Source organism: Nocardioides sp., assembly GCF_036493135.1.
Taxonomy (GTDB): domain Bacteria; phylum Actinomycetota; class Actinomycetes; order Propionibacteriales; family Nocardioidaceae; genus Nocardioides.
On record NZ_DASXQG010000070.1, the window covers coordinates 20,448 to 36,176 of the forward strand.

A 15,729-nucleotide genomic window follows, 5' to 3' on the forward strand; every position below is an offset into this window, starting at 1 on the left:
GGCGTCCCCGGTAAACTCGGGGGCGGTCGCAGCGCCGCGACGTACCCGTCCGTCCACCTCTCCCGAGGACCCTTCGTGATCCCCCAGGTCAGCCCGTCATGAGCATCGTCGTGCAGAAGTATGGCGGCTCGTCGGTCGCCGACGCCGCGGGCATCAAGCGGGTGGCCCGTCGCATCGTGGACACCAAGGTCTCCGGTCACGACGTCGTCGTGGTCGTCTCGGCGATGGGAGACAGCACCGACGAGCTGCGTGACCTCGCCGAGCAGGTCAGTCCCGCACCGCCGCCGCGCGAGCTCGACATGCTGCTGACCGCCGGCGAGCGGATCTCGATGGCGCTGCTGGCGATGGCGATCGCCGAGCTCGGCCAGACCGCCAAGTCGTTCACCGGCTCACAAGCCGGCGTGATCACCGACTCGGCGCACGGCAAGGCCAAGATCATCGACATCACGCCGGGCCGCATCGAGAACGCCATCCAGCAGGGCGCGATCGCGATCGTGGCCGGTTTCCAGGGCGTCTCGCAAGACACCAAGGACATCACCACCCTCGGTCGCGGTGCCTCGGACACCACCGCCGTCGCCCTGGCCGTGGCGCTCGGAGCCGAAGTCTGCGAGATCTACAGCGACGTCGACGGCGTCTTCTCCGCCGACCCGCGGCTGGTGCCGACCGCCCGCAAGCTCGATCGGATCTCCCACGAGGAGATGCTCGAGATGGCCGCCTGCGGCAGCAAGATCCTCCACCTGCGGTGCGTCGAGTACGCCCGCCGCTACGACATCCCGATCCACGTCCGGTCCTCCTTCTCTCCGAAGGTGGGCACCTGGATCCTGCCCGACCCCCTGGAGGGAGCAGACGACATGGAGCAGGCGATCATCGCCGGCATCGCCCACGACCGCAGCGAGGCCAAGGTCACCGTGGTCGGGGTGCCCGACAAGGTCGGCGTCGCGGCGCGGGTCTTCGAGGCGCTCGCCGAGGCGGAGATCAACATCGACATGGTCGTGCAGAACATCTCCGCGCAGGCGACCGGCCTCACCGACATCTCGTTCACGCTCCCGCGGGCCGACGGGCAGACCGCGATGGCTGCGCTGGCCCGGCTGCAGAGCGAGGTCGGCTACGACCGGTTGATGTACGACGACAAGATCGGCAAGGTCTCCCTGATCGGCGCCGGGATGCGTTCCCACCCGGGCATCACCGCGAAGTTCTTCGCCGCGCTGGCCAACGCGGGCGTGAACATCGAGATGATCTCCACCTCCGAGATCCGCATCTCGGTGATCGTCGACGAGGTCGATGTCGCCTCCGCCGTCCAGGCCACCCATACCGCGTTCGACCTCGACACCGCGGAGGTCGAGGCCGTCGTGTACGGCGGGACCGGTCGATGAGCCTCCACGTCGGTGTCGTGGGCGCGACCGGCCAGGTCGGCGCCGCGATGCGTCAGATCCTGCTGGAGCGGGAGTTCCCGATCGACTCGATCCGGTTCTTCTCGTCCGCGCGGTCGGCGGGCACGGTGCTGCCCTTCGGGGACCGCGAGGTCATCGTCGAGGACGCCGACACCGCGGACGTCGCCGGCCTCGACCTCGCCCTGTTCTCCGCCGGTGCGACGGCGTCCCGCGCGCTCGCGCCGCGCTTCGCCGAGGCCGGCGCCACCGTCGTCGACAACTCGTCCGCCTGGCGGATGGACCCCGACGTCCCGCTGGTCGTCTCCGAGGTGAACCCCGAGCAGATCGCGAACGCGCGGAAGGGGATCATCGCCAACCCGAACTGCACGACGATGGCCGCGATGCCGGTGCTCAAGCCGCTGCACGACGAAGCCGGGCTCACCCGGCTGGTCGCGTCGACGTACCAGGCCGTGTCCGGCAGCGGTCTTGCCGGGGTGGACGAGCTCGCCGAGCAGGTCGCGGCGGCCGGTGACAAGGCGCGGGAGCTGGCCTACGACGGCTCGGCGGTGACGTTCCCCGAGCCGGTGAAGTACGTCGACACCATTGCCCACAACGTCCTGCCGTTCGCCGGCTCGCTCGTCGATGACGGCGAGGGCGAGACCGACGAGGAGAAGAAGCTCCGCAACGAGTCGCGCAAGATCCTCCAGATCCCCGACCTCCTGGTCTCCGGCACCTGCGTCCGCGTCCCGGTGTTCACCGGCCACAGCCTGTCGATCAACGCCGAGTTCGCAAGCCCGCTGACAGTCGCTCGCGCCACCGATGTGCTCGCGGCGGCGCCGGGCGTCGAGCTCGCGGACGTCCCGACGCCGCTCCACGCAGCCGGCCGCGATCCGTCGTACGTCGGTCGCCTCCGCCAGGATCCCGGGGTCCCTGACCGGCGCGGGCTGGTGCTCTTCGTCAGCAACGACAACCTCCGCAAGGGCGCGGCCCTCAACGCCGTGCAGATCGCCGAGCTGGTCGCCGCAGGGCGATAGTACGTATCAATCGGCCGGTCAGGGGCGGGGCGAAGACCGGCCTCGTGATCCGTAGGATCGATCGGTCGGCGGCGTGCCGGGCTCGACGTACGTCGTGGTCAGCCACCACGCGGCGAAGAACGTGATCATCGCCAGCACCGGGACGGCGATCACCATCCACCAGTCCTCCAGCACCGGCAGCAGCACGAGCAGGATCAGGACGACGAGCAGCCCGACGCCGAGGAAGCTGGTGCTGCCGTGGGTGTCGACGTGCGCGACCCGCAGCAGGAGCGAGCCGAGGAGGATCACTGCCACGGCGATCGCCAGCAGCAGCAGGAGTCCCGGCTTGCCACAGCTCGGCGCGCCGCGCATCGACGAGCACAGGTGCAGGCTCGCCGACGTCAGGCCGACCAGGGCGAGCCCGACGACCGCGCCGGTCAGCAGCGCGACCAGCGGCCCGGGCAGGTGGAGGCGGATCGGACTCCGTTCGCGGCGACGCCTCGGACCCTCGGTCGGCTCCTCGACCGGCTCCTCGGTCGGCTCCTCGGCCGGCTCCTCGGTCATCGCGACCGGCAGGATCGAGGTGTCCTGGACGTCGGGATCCGGCTCGGGCCGGGGATTTCGCCTTCGACGGAAGGCCGACCTCAGGGTCGGCAGCTCGAGGGAGGAGTCCTTCTCGTCGGTGTCGTGGCGCTCGTCGTCCGCCATGACCGGCAGTCTGCCATCCGGATCGCGCGCGGGCTCATCGCTGGTGGCCCGGGTGCGGATGGATCCGCCGGCCGAGAGCCGACGTCGGCAACACGTCGCCGCGGTGGTCGACCTGGAGCGTCGTGTGCTCGATGCCGAACTCCTCGCCGAGCAGCCGCTCGATCGTCTCGCGTCGTTCGTGGCAGTCCGCGGCCCTGTCGACCAGCACGTGGGCCGAGAGCGCCGGGAAGCCGGAGGTCACCTCCCACACGTGCAGCTCGTGCACGTCGGCGACCCCGCCCACGCCGCGGATCGCGGTCTCGACCAGTCCCGGGTCCAGGCCACGCGGGGCCGCCTCGAGGAAGACCCGCGAGCTGTCGCGCAGGAGCCGGTACGCCGCGGCGGCCATCAGCGCGGCGACGACCAGGGCCGCCACGGCGTCCGCCTGGGTCCAGCCGGTCCAGACGATCACGAGCCCGGCGATCAGCGTGGCGATGAAGGCGAACAGGTCGGTGACGACGTGCCAGTACGCACCGGCGATGTTGAGGCTGCGCCGGTCGGCCCGGGCCAGAAGCGCGGCCGCAACGAGATTCACCAGGATCCCGACCGCGGCCACGACCGCCACGGGGCCACCGGACACGTCGGGCGGGTGCACGAGACGGCGCACGCCCTCGATCACGAACACCACGACCAGCACGGCGAGCGTCAGCCCGTTGACCTGAGCGGAGAGGATCTCGGCCCGCTTCAGCCCGAAGGTGTACGCACCCGCCGCCGGCCGGGCCGCGAGCCGCACCGCGACCAGCGCGAGGCCGATCGCGCCGGCGTCGGTGAGCATGTGCCCGGCGTCCGCCAGCAGAGCCAGCGATCCGACCACCAGGCCGACCACGACCTCGCCGACCAGGAAGGCGACGATCAGCGCCAGCGCGCCGACCAGCAGCCGCCGGTCGCCGTCGCGGTCGATGCCGTGCGCGTGCTCGTGCGCCACCCGTGTCCCCTTCCGTCTCACACAAGTGTCGCGCACGGGCGAACGCGAGGCGGCGCTCAGCCGGTCCAGTGCGCCGGTGGCTCCAGCGTGCCGGGAAGCGTCGTACGCCGGTCGCCCAGCGCGCCCCCCACCTGCGTCCGGGTCACGAACAACGAGCCGGCCAGCATGGCACCGCGCAGGTCCGCGCCGCGCAGGTCGGTCCCGAGCAGGTCGGCCGCGTGAAGGTCGAGGTCGCGCAGATCGGCGCCGAGGAGGCTCGCCCCCCGGAGGCACGCACCGCGGAGATCGGTCTCACGGAGGTCCGCGCCGTCCAGGTCGTGGTCCCCCAACTCGGGTCCGGTGAGCCCCGAGCGCGCGAGCCGGCTCGCCTCGCGCAGCAGGGGAGCGACCACCGCGCGGAGATCGTCGACCTCGACGTCGAGGATGCGGTCGGCGGGCGCGGACGCCGACTCCTCCACGTCTGCCCGAGCCGACCGGAGGTCGTCCGCGATCGGCTCCGAGGTGGGCATGGCCAACGCCTCGTCGACGTACCAGAGCAGCTCGTGGAGCCCGCGCAGGATCGGGAGCGCGGCCATCATCGGCTCCGCCACGTCCGCGTACGTGCGCCAGTCCCGGCCGCCGAACGTCTCCTGCGCGAGCCGTTGACCCGCGCCGAAGCAGTCGTACGCCGTGCAGCCGGCGAAGCCCTCCGGCCGCAGCCGGTCATGGATCGAGCATCGGTGATCGTCGGCCAGGTGCGGGCACGGGACCCCGGCCGGCTTGTCTATCGCGAAGTCGGACGACCGGGCGAACGCGGGCGATACGCAGCAGATCGCGAAGCACCGGCCGCAGTCGGCACGCAGGTCTGCGCGAGCCGTCACGGCCCCGATCGCCTCCGCAGCAACGTGGAGCCGAGTGCCCCGGCACCGAGCAGGACCGCCACGATCGACAGCACCAGGGCCGCGGTCGCCTTGCCGTCGCCGGATCCCGAGTCCGCGGACGCGTCGCTCGCGACCTGGTCCGAGGCCGGGACCAGGGTCAGCGTCGGCGCCGGATGCTCAGGCTCCGGCTGGCCCTCGGCCGCGGGCGGATCGATCCACCGGACGACGGTGCCGTCGGAGTAGGTCTGCAAGGTCTTGAAGGTCAGCGACGAGACCTCCGGCAACGGCCCGACCGAGAGGTCGAACTCGTCGTACTCACCGGGCTTGATGGCATCCCCCTGGCTGTCCGGTGTCCAGGTGACCCGTGAGACGGCCTCGGTCACCTGACCGTCGTCCGTGGTCAGCGGTGTCGTCAGCTTCGTCGTCGCCACCTGCACGTGCCAGCCCGGGTGCGGCTTGACGCTGACCGAGGCGATCGGGTGGTCCTCGGGCAGGTACACCTGCACCTTCGTGGTCGATGCGGAGTCCGACTCGGTCGGCACGCGGAAGCTCAGGGCGGTGTACCCGCCCTGGGTGGCCGTCCCCGGGTTGACCGTGACGTGGGCCCAGCCGGGAGCCGCGACGAGCACGAGACAGGCGGTGCAGGCAGCGGCCAGGGTGCCGAGGGCTAGCCGGCTCGCCGTCCGCAGAGTGGTCGGGTGCTGCGTCATGTCGGTTCTCTCGTCGGCGGCGATCCCGATCGGCCGCCCGTGTCGTCGGTCAATCCCTCCCAGGCCGGGTCTGGTTCCCGCCAACCCTAGGGAACTTCCCGGGCCCTTCGGCAGACTGGTCCCCGTGAGGGGTACGCAGGCACGCGAGGCGCTCTCGGCGTGGCACGACGGGGAGCCCGTCGACGCCGACCCGTCAGACCCGTCGGCGTTGTCCGCCGGCGTCCGCCTGCTCAGCCGGTCGGCCCTCCCCGCACTCGCCGCGACGTTCGTGGTCGCGCTGGTCCTGCTCGTCGTCCCGCCGGCCTCGGCCCACGCGATGCTCGAGGGCAGCACCCCGGCCGCCGACTCGGTGCTCACCGCGCCGCCGTCCTCCGTCGACCTGGTCTTCAACGAGGCGATCTCCCTGCTGCCCGACTCGGTCCGGGTCTTCGGCCCGGATGGCACCCGGGTCGACCGCGGAGCGGTCGCGCACAGTCACCGCGATGCGGCGACCGCCGGCGTCGACGTGCATGCCGACCTGCCGGACGGTACCTACCTCGTCTCCTACCGCGTCGTCTCCGCCGACTCGCACCCGGTCGAAGGGGCGTTCACCTTCGTCATCGGTCACCCGTCGCGGGCGCCCGCGGTGGCACCGCCCGTCGACGGCTCGCGGTCGGTCGACGTGGCGCTCGGCTTCTCCCGCTGGCTCACCTACGCCGGCTCCGCGCTCGGACTGGGTGGCTTCGCGTTCCTGGTCTGGTGCTGGCCGACCGGATGGTCGGTCCGCCGCGCTCGGCTGCTGGTGGGCGCCGGCGCCGGGGTGCTCACCCTGGGCACCCTGCTCGCACTCCTGCTCAAGGGTCCGTACGACGCAGGCGCGGGCCTCGGCAGTGCCACCGACGGGCGCCTGCTGCGCGAGGTCCTCGGCACGACGTACGGACGCGCCCTCGACGCCCGGCTGCTGCTGATCGCGGCTCTCGTCCTGTTGCTCACCTACCGCGAGCACGTCCCGGCCCGGTGGCTCGCGGCCGCGCCGGGCGTGCTGCTGGCCGGCACCGGCGTGACGTTCGCGCTGTGCGGTCACGCGGCCGCCGGAAGCCTGCGGCCACTCGCCGTGGTCAGCGACACGATCCACGTCGCGGCGATGAGCATCTGGCTCGGCGGTCTGGCGCTGCTCCTCGGCGCAGTGCTCGTGCGCGGCCGCGAGCGGGCCGACGCGACGTCGCCGGTGATGCGGTTCTCGTCCTGGGCCGGCGCCGCGGTGACCGCGCTGATCGCGACCGGGATCTACCAGACGCTGCGGGAGGTGCGGTCTTGGGAGGTGCTGCTGCACTCCCACTACGGGCACGTGCTGGTGTGGAAGCTCGGCATCGTCGCGGTTGCCTTCGTCGCCGCGGCGGGTTCTCGGGCGTGGGTGTGGCAGACCGCCAACCCGGTGGTCGCGGTCCACGCCGCCACCGCCGCGCCGCCGGAGCCGGTCATCGACGGCCGGCCGAGCCTGAAGCGACTCCGGGTGTCGGTCGCGATCGAGACCGTGGTGCTGATGGCCGTGCTGGTGGTGAGCGCGATGCTGGTGACGTCAGACCCCGCGGTCTCTGCGCCGGTGTCCCGCCCCGTCTCCGCCACCGTGAAGGTCGGCCCCGACCACGTGCACGTCTCGGCCGTCCCCGACGGCGCCCACCACGTGCACCTGACGCTCGACGTCACCGACGCGGCTGGCACGCCCACCGAGCCGCGCGAGGTCGACGCCTCGCTCTCGCTGTCGTCGTCCCGGATCGGGCCACTGCCGATCAAGCTCGCGACGACCGGGCACGGTCACCGCACGGGCCAGGTCAGCGTGCCGGTCTCCGGCGACTGGCAGCTCGCGGTGACCGTACGCACGTCGGCCATCGACGAGGCGACGGGGTACGTCGACCTCCCCATCGGGTAGGTAGTCGACCAGCGCCCGGCGCAGCTTCGAGACCCTGATCTGCAGGGCGTTCATCGGGTCCACCGGCAGCGCTGTCTCAGACCAGAGCCGGTCAACGAGCAGGGTGGCCGGGATGGTCCGGCCGGGGGCGAGAAGGAGCTGGGCCAGCAGGGCGCGTTCGGCCACTCCCGGCAGCTTGGCCGGCGCTCCGGCAACGCGGACTTCCATGGGCCCGAGCAGCCGGAAACGTACGTCGTCCATGACCGCCCCTCAGTAGGTCTCGAGCCATCGTCTCGTGCGGCGGTCCGCCCGTTCAATCGTCCTATCGCGCGCGGCCGCCGTTGGGCGCTGCCTCGACGCCCCCGGAACGTTGCGGTGCGTCATGTTCGGGCGCGCATTCGCGGCATCGCCGAGGACCACCGGGCAGGCCGGAGCCGAAGCCCAGGGTCGGGTGCTCGCGTCCGTGCTGCGGTTAGTCTCCGGGCGTGACGTTGCATGGGAGGGAGCCCGAGCAGGCGGCGATCGCTGACCTGCTGGCTCGCGCCCGGGTCGGCGACGGCGGCAGCCTTGTCCTCACCGCCGAGGCGGGAGCCGGGAAGTCCGCGCTGCTGTCCGAGGCCGCCGATGGTGCACGTGCGGCGAGGGACATGACGGTGGTCGCCACGTGCGGCATCGAGTCCGAGGCCCCGCTGGCGTTCGCCGCACTGCAACGCCTCCTCGCGCCCTTGTCCAGTTCCTTGGACCGAATCCCGGCACCCCAGGCGCACGCTCTGCGGGTCGTGTTCGGCATGGAGGACGGAGACGCCGGTGACCGGTTCCTGATCTTCCTCGGCGTGCTGTCCCTCCTGTCCGACGCGGCCGAGCAGCAACCGGTGCTCGTGGTGATCGACGACGCCCAGTGGCTCGATGACGCCTCAGCGGCCGCGCTTCAGTTCGTCGCCCGGCGTATCGGCATGGAACCGGTCGCGCTGCTGTGGGCAGCCCGGAACGACGAGGCGCGCCCGTTCGACACGACCGACCTACCTACCTTGAGGTTGCCGGGGCTCGGGCTCGCTGGCGCGTCCTTCGTCCTTGCGGAGCAGGCCAGGGCAGACATCTCGCCCGAGGTGGCGGCGTTGCTGGTGGCCAACACAGGCGGAAACCCGCTGGCGTTGCGCGAGCTGCCACGGGTCCTGACCCCCGGGCAGCTGTCTGGGGCAGAGCCGTTGCCCCCGCGGCTGCCGGTGACGCAGCGGGTCGAGCGGGTCTTCCTCGACCGGGCCCGCCGCATGTCCGACGACGCTCAGACGATGCTTCTGGTCGCATCGGCGGACGACTCCGCACGCCTCGCGACGGTCCTGCAGGCGGTCGAGTCCCTGGGCGCAGACGTCGAGGCGCTCGCGGAGCTCGAGCGGTCCGGTCTGGTGACCGTCACCGGCGACCAGGTCGCCCTACGGCACCCGCTGGTCCGCTCCGCCTTGTACGACGCGGCGCCGAGCGCCGAGCGGCGGCACGTGCACGCGGCGCTCGCCGATGCGCTGACGCGCCAGGACGACGCCGACCGGCGGGCGTGGCACCGATCGTCGTCGGTGGTGGAACCCGACGAGTCGGTCGTCGACGAGCTGGTCGCGGCCGCCCAGCGGGCCGAACGGCGCGGAGGCCACGAGGCGGCCTCGGCTGCGTGGGCGCGCGCCGGGGAGCTGGGCACCGACTCCCACCAGCGGGCACGGCATCTGTTCGCGGCGTCGATGTCGGCATGGGTGTCCGCGCATCCCGACGTGGCTCGTGACCTGATCGAGAAGGCGATGGTCGAGACCGACGATCCGCTGATGCTGGCGGATGCCCGGCGGCTCCGGGGCCGCATCGAGTGGAACACCGGCTCGGTGAAGCTGGCGAACCGGATGCTGCTCGAGGCGGCCGTCGATGCCGCCGCCCACGACCCGGTCCGCGCGCGGGAGATCGCGGCGGAAGCGGTGTCCATCGCAGCGTGGAACGGCGACTCCGGCTCGGGCATCGACGCGACCACTCTGGTGCCGCCACCACCCGAGGAAGCCCCGGCCCGGGAGCGGGCCTACGACCAGCTGCTGCACGGTTGCGCGAACGTGATCGCCGGCGACTACGCGGCCGCCACCGCGTCCTTGCGACGAGGGTTCGCGATCCATGAGGAGCTACCCGAGGACTTCGAGCTGCTGCCGAACATGAGCATCGCGGCGTTCCATCTCGGCGACTTCGACCGCTCCGAGGCGTACATGCAGCGGCTGCTGACCCACGCTCGCAACAACGGCGGGGCCGTGATGGTGCTCTACGCCTTGACCCGGCTGGCGATCATCGACCTGGTCGCCGGCCGCTGGTCGAATGCGGTCGGCAACGCTGCCGAGGCCGTCTCACTCGGGGAGGTCACCAGACAGGAGGTGCTCGCCGATACTCCAGCCGCGCTGCTGATGCTGTTGGCGGCCCTGCGTGGCGACGAGGGGGCGTACGGCGAACTGTCCCCGCGGCTGGAAGCGGCGACCTCACGCGGCGCCGCCGGCATTCTCGATGTGGTGCTGCGTGACGTCTTCCACTGGGCGCACGGGGTACACCTGACGAACGCCGCGGCGAACCGACCGGCGTCTGCGTTCCATCACTTCGCGCAGATGTCGCACGACGTGCCGAAGCGGATGGCGGGTCTGGACCGGATCGAGGGCGCCGTGCGTGCCGAGCAGACCGAGGCAGCCCGACTGTGGGTCGACGACCTCGTCGGTTTCGCGTCCGCGACCGGCGAGGCGTGGGCAGCCGCGGTCGCCGAGCACGGGCTGGCGCTCCTGGCGGGCCCCGACTCGGCGGAGGCGCACTTCCAGCGGGCGCTCGAGCTCCACGACCGGGCCGGTCGGGGCGGCCGGGCCGGCCGGCCCTTCAGCAAGGCCCGCACCGAGCTGGCCTACGGCGAGTTCCTCCGCCGAGCCCGACGACGCGTGGACGCCCGCGCCCACCTCCGAGCGGCGCTCGACACCTTCGAAGGGCTACGCGCCAAGCCGTGGGCCGAACGCGCGGCGACCGAGCTGCGTGCCTCGGGCGAGACGGTCCGCAAACGCGACGAGACCGGCGGCGAGGTCCCCTTGACGCCGCAGGAGCGGCAGGTGGCTCAGCTGGTCCGGAAGGGGATGTCCAACAAGGACGTCGCCGCTCAGCTGTTCGTCAGTCCCCGCACGGTCGACTTCCATCTCCGCAACGTGTTCACCAAGACCGGCGTCAGTTCGCGAGGCGAGCTCGTCAGCCTTGAGCTCGACTGACCGTCCCGCCGCCCCGAACACGGTCCTGCCGATGGCGGCAGGGGTGCGCCGTCCCGCTTGGTGCCAGTGATGCTCGCGGCCAACAGCGAATCTCGTCCACTTCCGGGCCTCGCTCCTGGGGGCGTACCGTCGAGTCCCTCGGAACATGCCCACGTGCAGATGAGTGTGCTCGCACGCGCACGATGCGCCAGGAGTTGAGTTCCATGACCAGAACCCCCGTCACCCGCGATGGCCCGGGCCTCGACCACCCGGATGACGGCTCCATTCCCGGGCCGAAGGGTCATATCGCACGGATCGTGGCCGGGTCACTGGCGAGCGGAGTCGTCGCCGCTCTGCTTCTGGTCGCTGCGCCCTTCATCCAGGTGCAGGAGAACGACATCACCGGCGCGGTGCTGTGGGGGTTCGCCGTGGGCTGGGCGATGCTGGCCGTGCTCTCGGTGCGGTTCACCGACCAACCACAACGATGGGCCGTGGTGCCGGCGGTCTTCATGGGCGTCTCCGGACTTCTCCTCGTCGCGTTCGGCTCCGGCGTCAACGATGCGCTGCACTGGGTGTGGCCGCCCGCGCTACTCGCGTTGACGGTCTGGATGGTCGTACAGGCCCACGGGCAGCTGCGTAGTCGCAGCCGATGGCTGCTCGTCTACCCCGTGATCGCGGTGATGGCTCTTGCCTCGGTGAGCGCGGGCTTCGAGACCGTGCGCGAGCACCGCGACGCCAGCGCGTACCCGATGGCTGGTCAGCTGATCGACGTCGGCGGACACAGGTTGCACCTGCACTGCACCGGCTCGGGAAGCCCCACCGTGGTGCTGCAGCCGGGGGGCGGCGACATGTCCTCCGCGATGGGTTGGATAGCGCCGGCGGTCGCCGGTCACACGCGCGTGTGCGTCTATGACTCTGCAGGTCGCGGGTGGAGCGACGCTTCCGACCTCACCCAGGACGGCGCGCAGATGATGACCGACCTACACGCGTTGCTGCACCGCGGACACGTGCCAGGTCCCTACGTGTTGGCCGGTCACTCGTTCGGTGGCCTGTACGTGCGCATCTTTGCCGCCCAGTACCCCGATGAGGTCGCCGGAATGGTGCTGATCGACTCAACGGGAGCCCACTCGCCGGCATCGACCTCCGCTCAAAGTTGGGGTCCCGACGACATCCTGGCTCGCGTCTCTGTGCTGGCATCGACGTCGGCCAGGCTGGGGGTGGGGCGATTGTTCGGCCTCGGCTACGGCAGCCTGCCGGAGCAGTCTGCGGACGAGGTGAGCGCGAAGATCGCCACCTCCACCAGTCTTCGCAGCACCATTGACGAGTTCCTCCAGGCCAGCGCATCGGAACACGAAGCGGCATCTCTCACCGAGTTCGGCGACAAGCCACTGGTCGTCCTGACAGCCGGCAGCGGGAGCGACGCGGCCTGGATGGCGGCTCAGAACCAGACCGTCTCCTTGTCGACCAACAGCGTGCACCGCGTGGTCGACGGAGCCAGCCACCCGGATCTGATCCTGAAGCAAGCAGACGCTGCCGTGACCGCCCAGGCCATCAACGACGTCGTCACATCGGTCCGGACCAACCAGCCCCTGAGGTGACCTGTAGCGCGGCATCCCTCACAACACCCGGCCCTGCCTGCGTGTCCGTTTGCGCCGGTGAGATCACCCGGTTCGGCCGGCACCGGTCCGCCTCTCCTGGGGAGGACCAAGACGCCCCGCGGGCCGGGTGGGGCGACAGGTGATGTCGCTCCTCCCGGCCCCGAAGGGTCGCCTGGTCGGCGACGGGTCAGTGCATGCCGTGCCCGTGGCCGCCGGCCGCGGCGTACGCCTGCTGGCGGGGGACCGCGAAGGCGGCGAACGCGGACAGGGCGACCATGGCGAGGGCGATGGCGGTGAAGACCGTCGGGTAGGCGTTGATGAGCCCGGCCCGGGTGGTCAGGTCGCCGGCGATCGCGGTCAGGGATGCGACGCCGAGGGCGGCGCCGACCTCGTGGCCGGTCATCATCACCCCGGAGGCGAGCCCGGACTGCTCCTGGCGGATGCCGCTCATGGCGGCGATCGAGATGGCCACGAACATCGGGCCGGTGCCGAGACCGATGACGATGAAGCCGGGCAGGACGTCGGTCCAGTAGCTGGGGTCGGAGTCCATGGTGGCCAGGAACGCGGCGCCGGCCGCGACGACCAGGAGCCCCCCGACCATCAGGTGCTTCGGGCCGACGTGGCCGATGGCGTGCGAGGCAGCTGCGGCGCCGAGGGTGATGGCGGCCGCCAGCGGGAGGAACTCCAGGCCGGCGACGATGGGTGAGGAGCCGAGGACCTGCTGGAGGAACAGCGAGTTCACGAAGATGGCGCCGACGATGCCGCCGGTGAGGACGGCCATGACCGTCGAGGCCGAGACCAGCGACCGGATCTTCCACGTGGCCGGTGGGATCAGCGGCGCCGGCACCCGGCGCTCGATCAGGTAGAGAGTGCCGAGCAGCAACGTGGCGGCGGTGGCCCCGACGATCGTCTGGGCCGAGGTCCAGCCGTGGGTGCCGGCGTTCTCGACGGCGTACACGAGGGCTAGCAGCCCGGTGACGAGTGCTGCGGCGCCGGGGACGTCGAGGGTGCGGGCGTTGCCGGCGCGGTGGCTGCGGGCGACGGTCCGCAGGGTCAGGACGCCGGCGAGGATGCCGATGGGCACGTTGACGAAGAAGATCGAGCGCCAGCCCAAGGTCGAGGTGAGCAGGCCGCCGAGGAGGACGCCCGCGGCGATACCCATGCTGCCGATGGTGCCCCAGATGGCCAGAGCGGTGGAGCGCTGCTTGCCGGTGTAGGTGGTGACGATGATGGACAGGGCGGCCGGGGTGAGCATCGCGGCGCCGGCGCCCTGGGCAGCGCGGGACGTGATCATGGTGGCGGCCGAGGACGCGGTCGCCGACACCAGGGACGCCGTGGTGAACACGCTCAGACCGGTCAGAAACATGGTGCGCCGGTCGAACAGGTCGGCGAGCCGGCCGCCGAACAGCAGTAACCCGCCGGAGAGCAGGACGTAGGCGCTGACGACCCACTGGTAGTCACTGCTGGAGAAGGACATGGTCCGCCCGATGGAAGGCAGCGCGACGTTCACGACGGAGACGTCGAGGATGACCATGAACTGGGCCATCAGCATCAGCGCGAGGATGGTCCAGGGTCGGCGGGTCCCCTCGTCGGCGCTTCCGTGTGGGTCGCCGTCGGCGTCTGCGGTGGCATGGCCGTGCGGAGCAGCGCCGTGGTCTGGCGCCGTCGCGGTGTGGTGAGACATGTCGGGCTCCTTCGTGTGGATGGGGCTCGGCTGCCCCGCTGACTCGACGCTCCCGCCCGGGACGCCTTCGTCGCGCCGGTCGAATCGCCGGGTTGTGCGGGTGCGGAGCTCCTCGAGCCGGCTCGAGCGGGCGGTGGCGGTGAGCTTCTTCGCTGGCGGCACCGGCCTCGGGTGTGGTCGGCCACGGCGAGCCCCGGTGGCATCCGGCGATTTCGCCGGCGCGAGGGCGAGCCGCTGGTTCATAGCGTCAGCGACGCAGCAACCGCAGTCCGACACCTCGACGATGGAGCAGACCCCCATGTACGCCGCACCGGGACCCACCACTCACTGCCCAGCTCAGGCCGTGCCGCCACGCACGCCGCTCGACGTGCTCGTCATCGGCGCCGGTCAGGCCGGCTTCGCCGTCGGCTACCACCTGTCCAGGCACCGGATGCGGTTCCTCCTGGTCGACGCCGCCCCCGAGCTCGGGCACAGCTGGCGCAGCCGATGGGACTCGCTGCGGCTGTTCACACCGGCCGAGTACTCCGCGCTGCCGGGCTTGTCGTTCCCCGCGGTACCGGGCACGTACCCGAGCAAGGACCAGGTCGCGAGCTATCTGACGACGTACGCGGCCCGGTTCGACCTCCCGGTCATGCTCAACACCCAGGTCGAGTGCGTCGACCGAAGCCCCGAGGACGGCGGCCATGAGGGGAGCCTGTTCCGGGTCGCGACCAGCCAGGGCACCCTGTGGGCCCGGCAGGTCGTCGTCGCCACCGGACCGTTCCAGCAGCCCGACATCCCGCGCGTCGGCGGCGGCTTCGCTCCTGCGGTGGGTCAGCTGCACAGCTCCGACTACCGCAACCCCGGTGAGCTCCCGGCCGAGTCGAACGGGAAGGTTCTGGTGGTCGGCGCGGGCAACTCCGGCCTCCAGATCGCCCTGGAGCTCAGCCGGACCCATGAGGTCCACCTCGCCGTCGGCACCCGGCAGAAGACCGTCCCGCAGCGCCCGCTCGGCCGCGATCTGTTCTGGTGGCTCACCAGGACCGGGCTCGTCACCCGGCCGACCGGCTCCCCTGTCACTGCGTGGTTGCGCAGGCGTGGCGGTGACCTGGTCATCGGCACCACCTGGGACGACATCGACGCCGCGGGCATCCACGTCCACCCCCGGCTCACGTACGCCGACGGGCGTACCGCCCGGCTCGGCATCGGTCCCGACGACACTCTCGACGAGGTCGCAGCGGTGGTGTGGGCCACCGGGTTCCGGGCCGACTACTCCTGGCTGGACATCCCGGGTGTGTGGGACGGCCGGCGGGTCCGCCAGGAGGGCGGCCGCACCGACGTACCGGGCCTGTGGTTCATCGGCCTGCCATGGCAGCACAGTCGCGGCTCGGCGCTTTCGGGTTCGTCGGCGAGGACGCGGCCCAGGTCACCAGCCAGGTGGCCGCCCGGCACTCCGCCGCGAAATGACCACAGCCGGACCTGCACTCCGCAGGTCCGGCTGTCGCGCATGTCCTGAGACATCACAGAGTCGGGCTGACAGGATTTGAACCTGCGGCCTCCTCGTCCCGAACGAGGCGCGCTACCAAACTGCGCCACAGCCCGATTGCCGCGCCGGACCGAGCTCAGCTGGGACCACGGGGGCGACAAGCATCGGCGAGCATACCCGAGCGGTTCGGCCGCTCCGAATCGCCGTCGGAGGCGTGGGACGCCTCGTTCTCAGGCGTC

The 15,729-nt window shown here is 71.5% G+C and carries 11 protein-coding genes and 1 tRNA gene; 6 read left to right on the forward strand and 6 right to left on the reverse strand.

Translation table 11 applies throughout. The features are described 5' to 3' along the window. Positions 1-98 precede the first annotated feature (98 nt). Together VGJ24_RS12935 and VGJ24_RS12940 are read left to right on the forward strand one after the other, a co-directional pair. Complete coding sequence (locus VGJ24_RS12935) at positions 99-1,373, forward strand: aspartate kinase (RefSeq protein WP_331501039.1); 1,275 nt, start codon at positions 99-101, stop codon at positions 1,371-1,373. Continuing rightward, positions 1,370-2,404, forward strand: a complete 1,035-nt coding sequence (locus VGJ24_RS12940) for an aspartate-semialdehyde dehydrogenase (RefSeq protein ID WP_331501040.1) — start codon at positions 1,370-1,372, stop codon at positions 2,402-2,404. The genes VGJ24_RS12935 and VGJ24_RS12940 overlap by 4 nt, the downstream gene beginning before the upstream one ends. Positions 2,405-2,422: 18 nt before the next feature. Here VGJ24_RS12940 and VGJ24_RS12945 read toward each other — a convergent pair whose 3' ends face one another. The 4 genes from VGJ24_RS12945 to VGJ24_RS12960 are packed head-to-tail and all read right to left on the reverse strand — an operon-like array spanning position 2,423 to position 5,625. Next, a complete protein-coding gene (locus VGJ24_RS12945; RefSeq protein ID WP_331501041.1) occupies positions 2,423-3,091 on the reverse strand; it encodes a hypothetical protein in 669 nt (222 codons plus the stop codon). 34 nt (positions 3,092-3,125) lie between these two features. Beyond that, the gene (locus VGJ24_RS12950) at positions 3,126-4,055 is read right to left on the reverse strand and encodes a cation diffusion facilitator family transporter (protein WP_331501042.1); all 930 of its coding nucleotides are present in this window, start codon (positions 4,053-4,055) and stop codon (positions 3,126-3,128) included. 56 nt (positions 4,056-4,111) lie between these two features. Then, positions 4,112-4,915, reverse strand: coding sequence for a pentapeptide repeat-containing protein (locus tag VGJ24_RS12955; protein WP_331501043.1), 804 nt, complete (start codon positions 4,913-4,915; stop codon positions 4,112-4,114). After that, positions 4,912-5,625 carry a YcnI family protein gene (locus VGJ24_RS12960; protein ID WP_331501044.1) on the reverse strand — a complete coding sequence of 238 codons (714 nt, stop codon included), beginning with the start codon at positions 5,623-5,625 and terminating at the stop codon, positions 4,912-4,914. The genes VGJ24_RS12955 and VGJ24_RS12960 overlap by 4 nt, the downstream gene beginning before the upstream one ends. Before the next feature lie 124 nt (positions 5,626-5,749). Between VGJ24_RS12960 and VGJ24_RS12965 the strand changes: the two genes are divergently transcribed. The 3 genes from VGJ24_RS12965 to VGJ24_RS12975 all read left to right on the forward strand — a co-directional run bounded on the left by VGJ24_RS12965 (position 5,750) and on the right by VGJ24_RS12975 (position 12,341). Beyond that, the gene (locus VGJ24_RS12965; RefSeq protein ID WP_331501045.1) at positions 5,750-7,534 is read left to right on the forward strand and encodes a copper resistance CopC/CopD family protein; all 1,785 of its coding nucleotides are present in this window, start codon (positions 5,750-5,752) and stop codon (positions 7,532-7,534) included. 464 nt (positions 7,535-7,998) lie between these two features. Then, positions 7,999-10,764 (forward strand): helix-turn-helix transcriptional regulator, encoded by a 2,766-nt coding sequence (locus VGJ24_RS12970; RefSeq protein ID WP_331501046.1) that lies wholly within the window; start codon positions 7,999-8,001, stop codon positions 10,762-10,764. 203 nt (positions 10,765-10,967) lie between these two features. Further along, positions 10,968-12,341, forward strand: a complete 1,374-nt coding sequence (locus tag VGJ24_RS12975) for an alpha/beta hydrolase (RefSeq protein ID WP_331501047.1) — start codon at positions 10,968-10,970, stop codon at positions 12,339-12,341. Between the two features lie 187 nt (positions 12,342-12,528). Here VGJ24_RS12975 and VGJ24_RS12980 read toward each other — a convergent pair whose 3' ends face one another. Next, positions 12,529-14,025: an MFS transporter gene (locus VGJ24_RS12980; RefSeq protein ID WP_331501048.1), complete on the reverse strand. Its 1,497-nt coding sequence runs from the start codon at positions 14,023-14,025 to the stop codon at positions 12,529-12,531. Between the two features lie 283 nt (positions 14,026-14,308). Between VGJ24_RS12980 and VGJ24_RS12985 the strand changes: the two genes are divergently transcribed. After that, complete coding sequence (locus VGJ24_RS12985) at positions 14,309-15,520, forward strand: NAD(P)/FAD-dependent oxidoreductase (RefSeq protein ID WP_331501049.1); 1,212 nt, start codon at positions 14,309-14,311, stop codon at positions 15,518-15,520. A 12-nt stretch (positions 15,521-15,532) separates the two neighbouring features. On the opposite strand, the gene VGJ24_RS12990 is transcribed toward VGJ24_RS12985, so the two are convergent. Continuing rightward, a tRNA-Pro gene (locus tag VGJ24_RS12990) sits at positions 15,533-15,606 on the reverse strand. Positions 15,607-15,729: the final 123 nt, after the last annotated feature.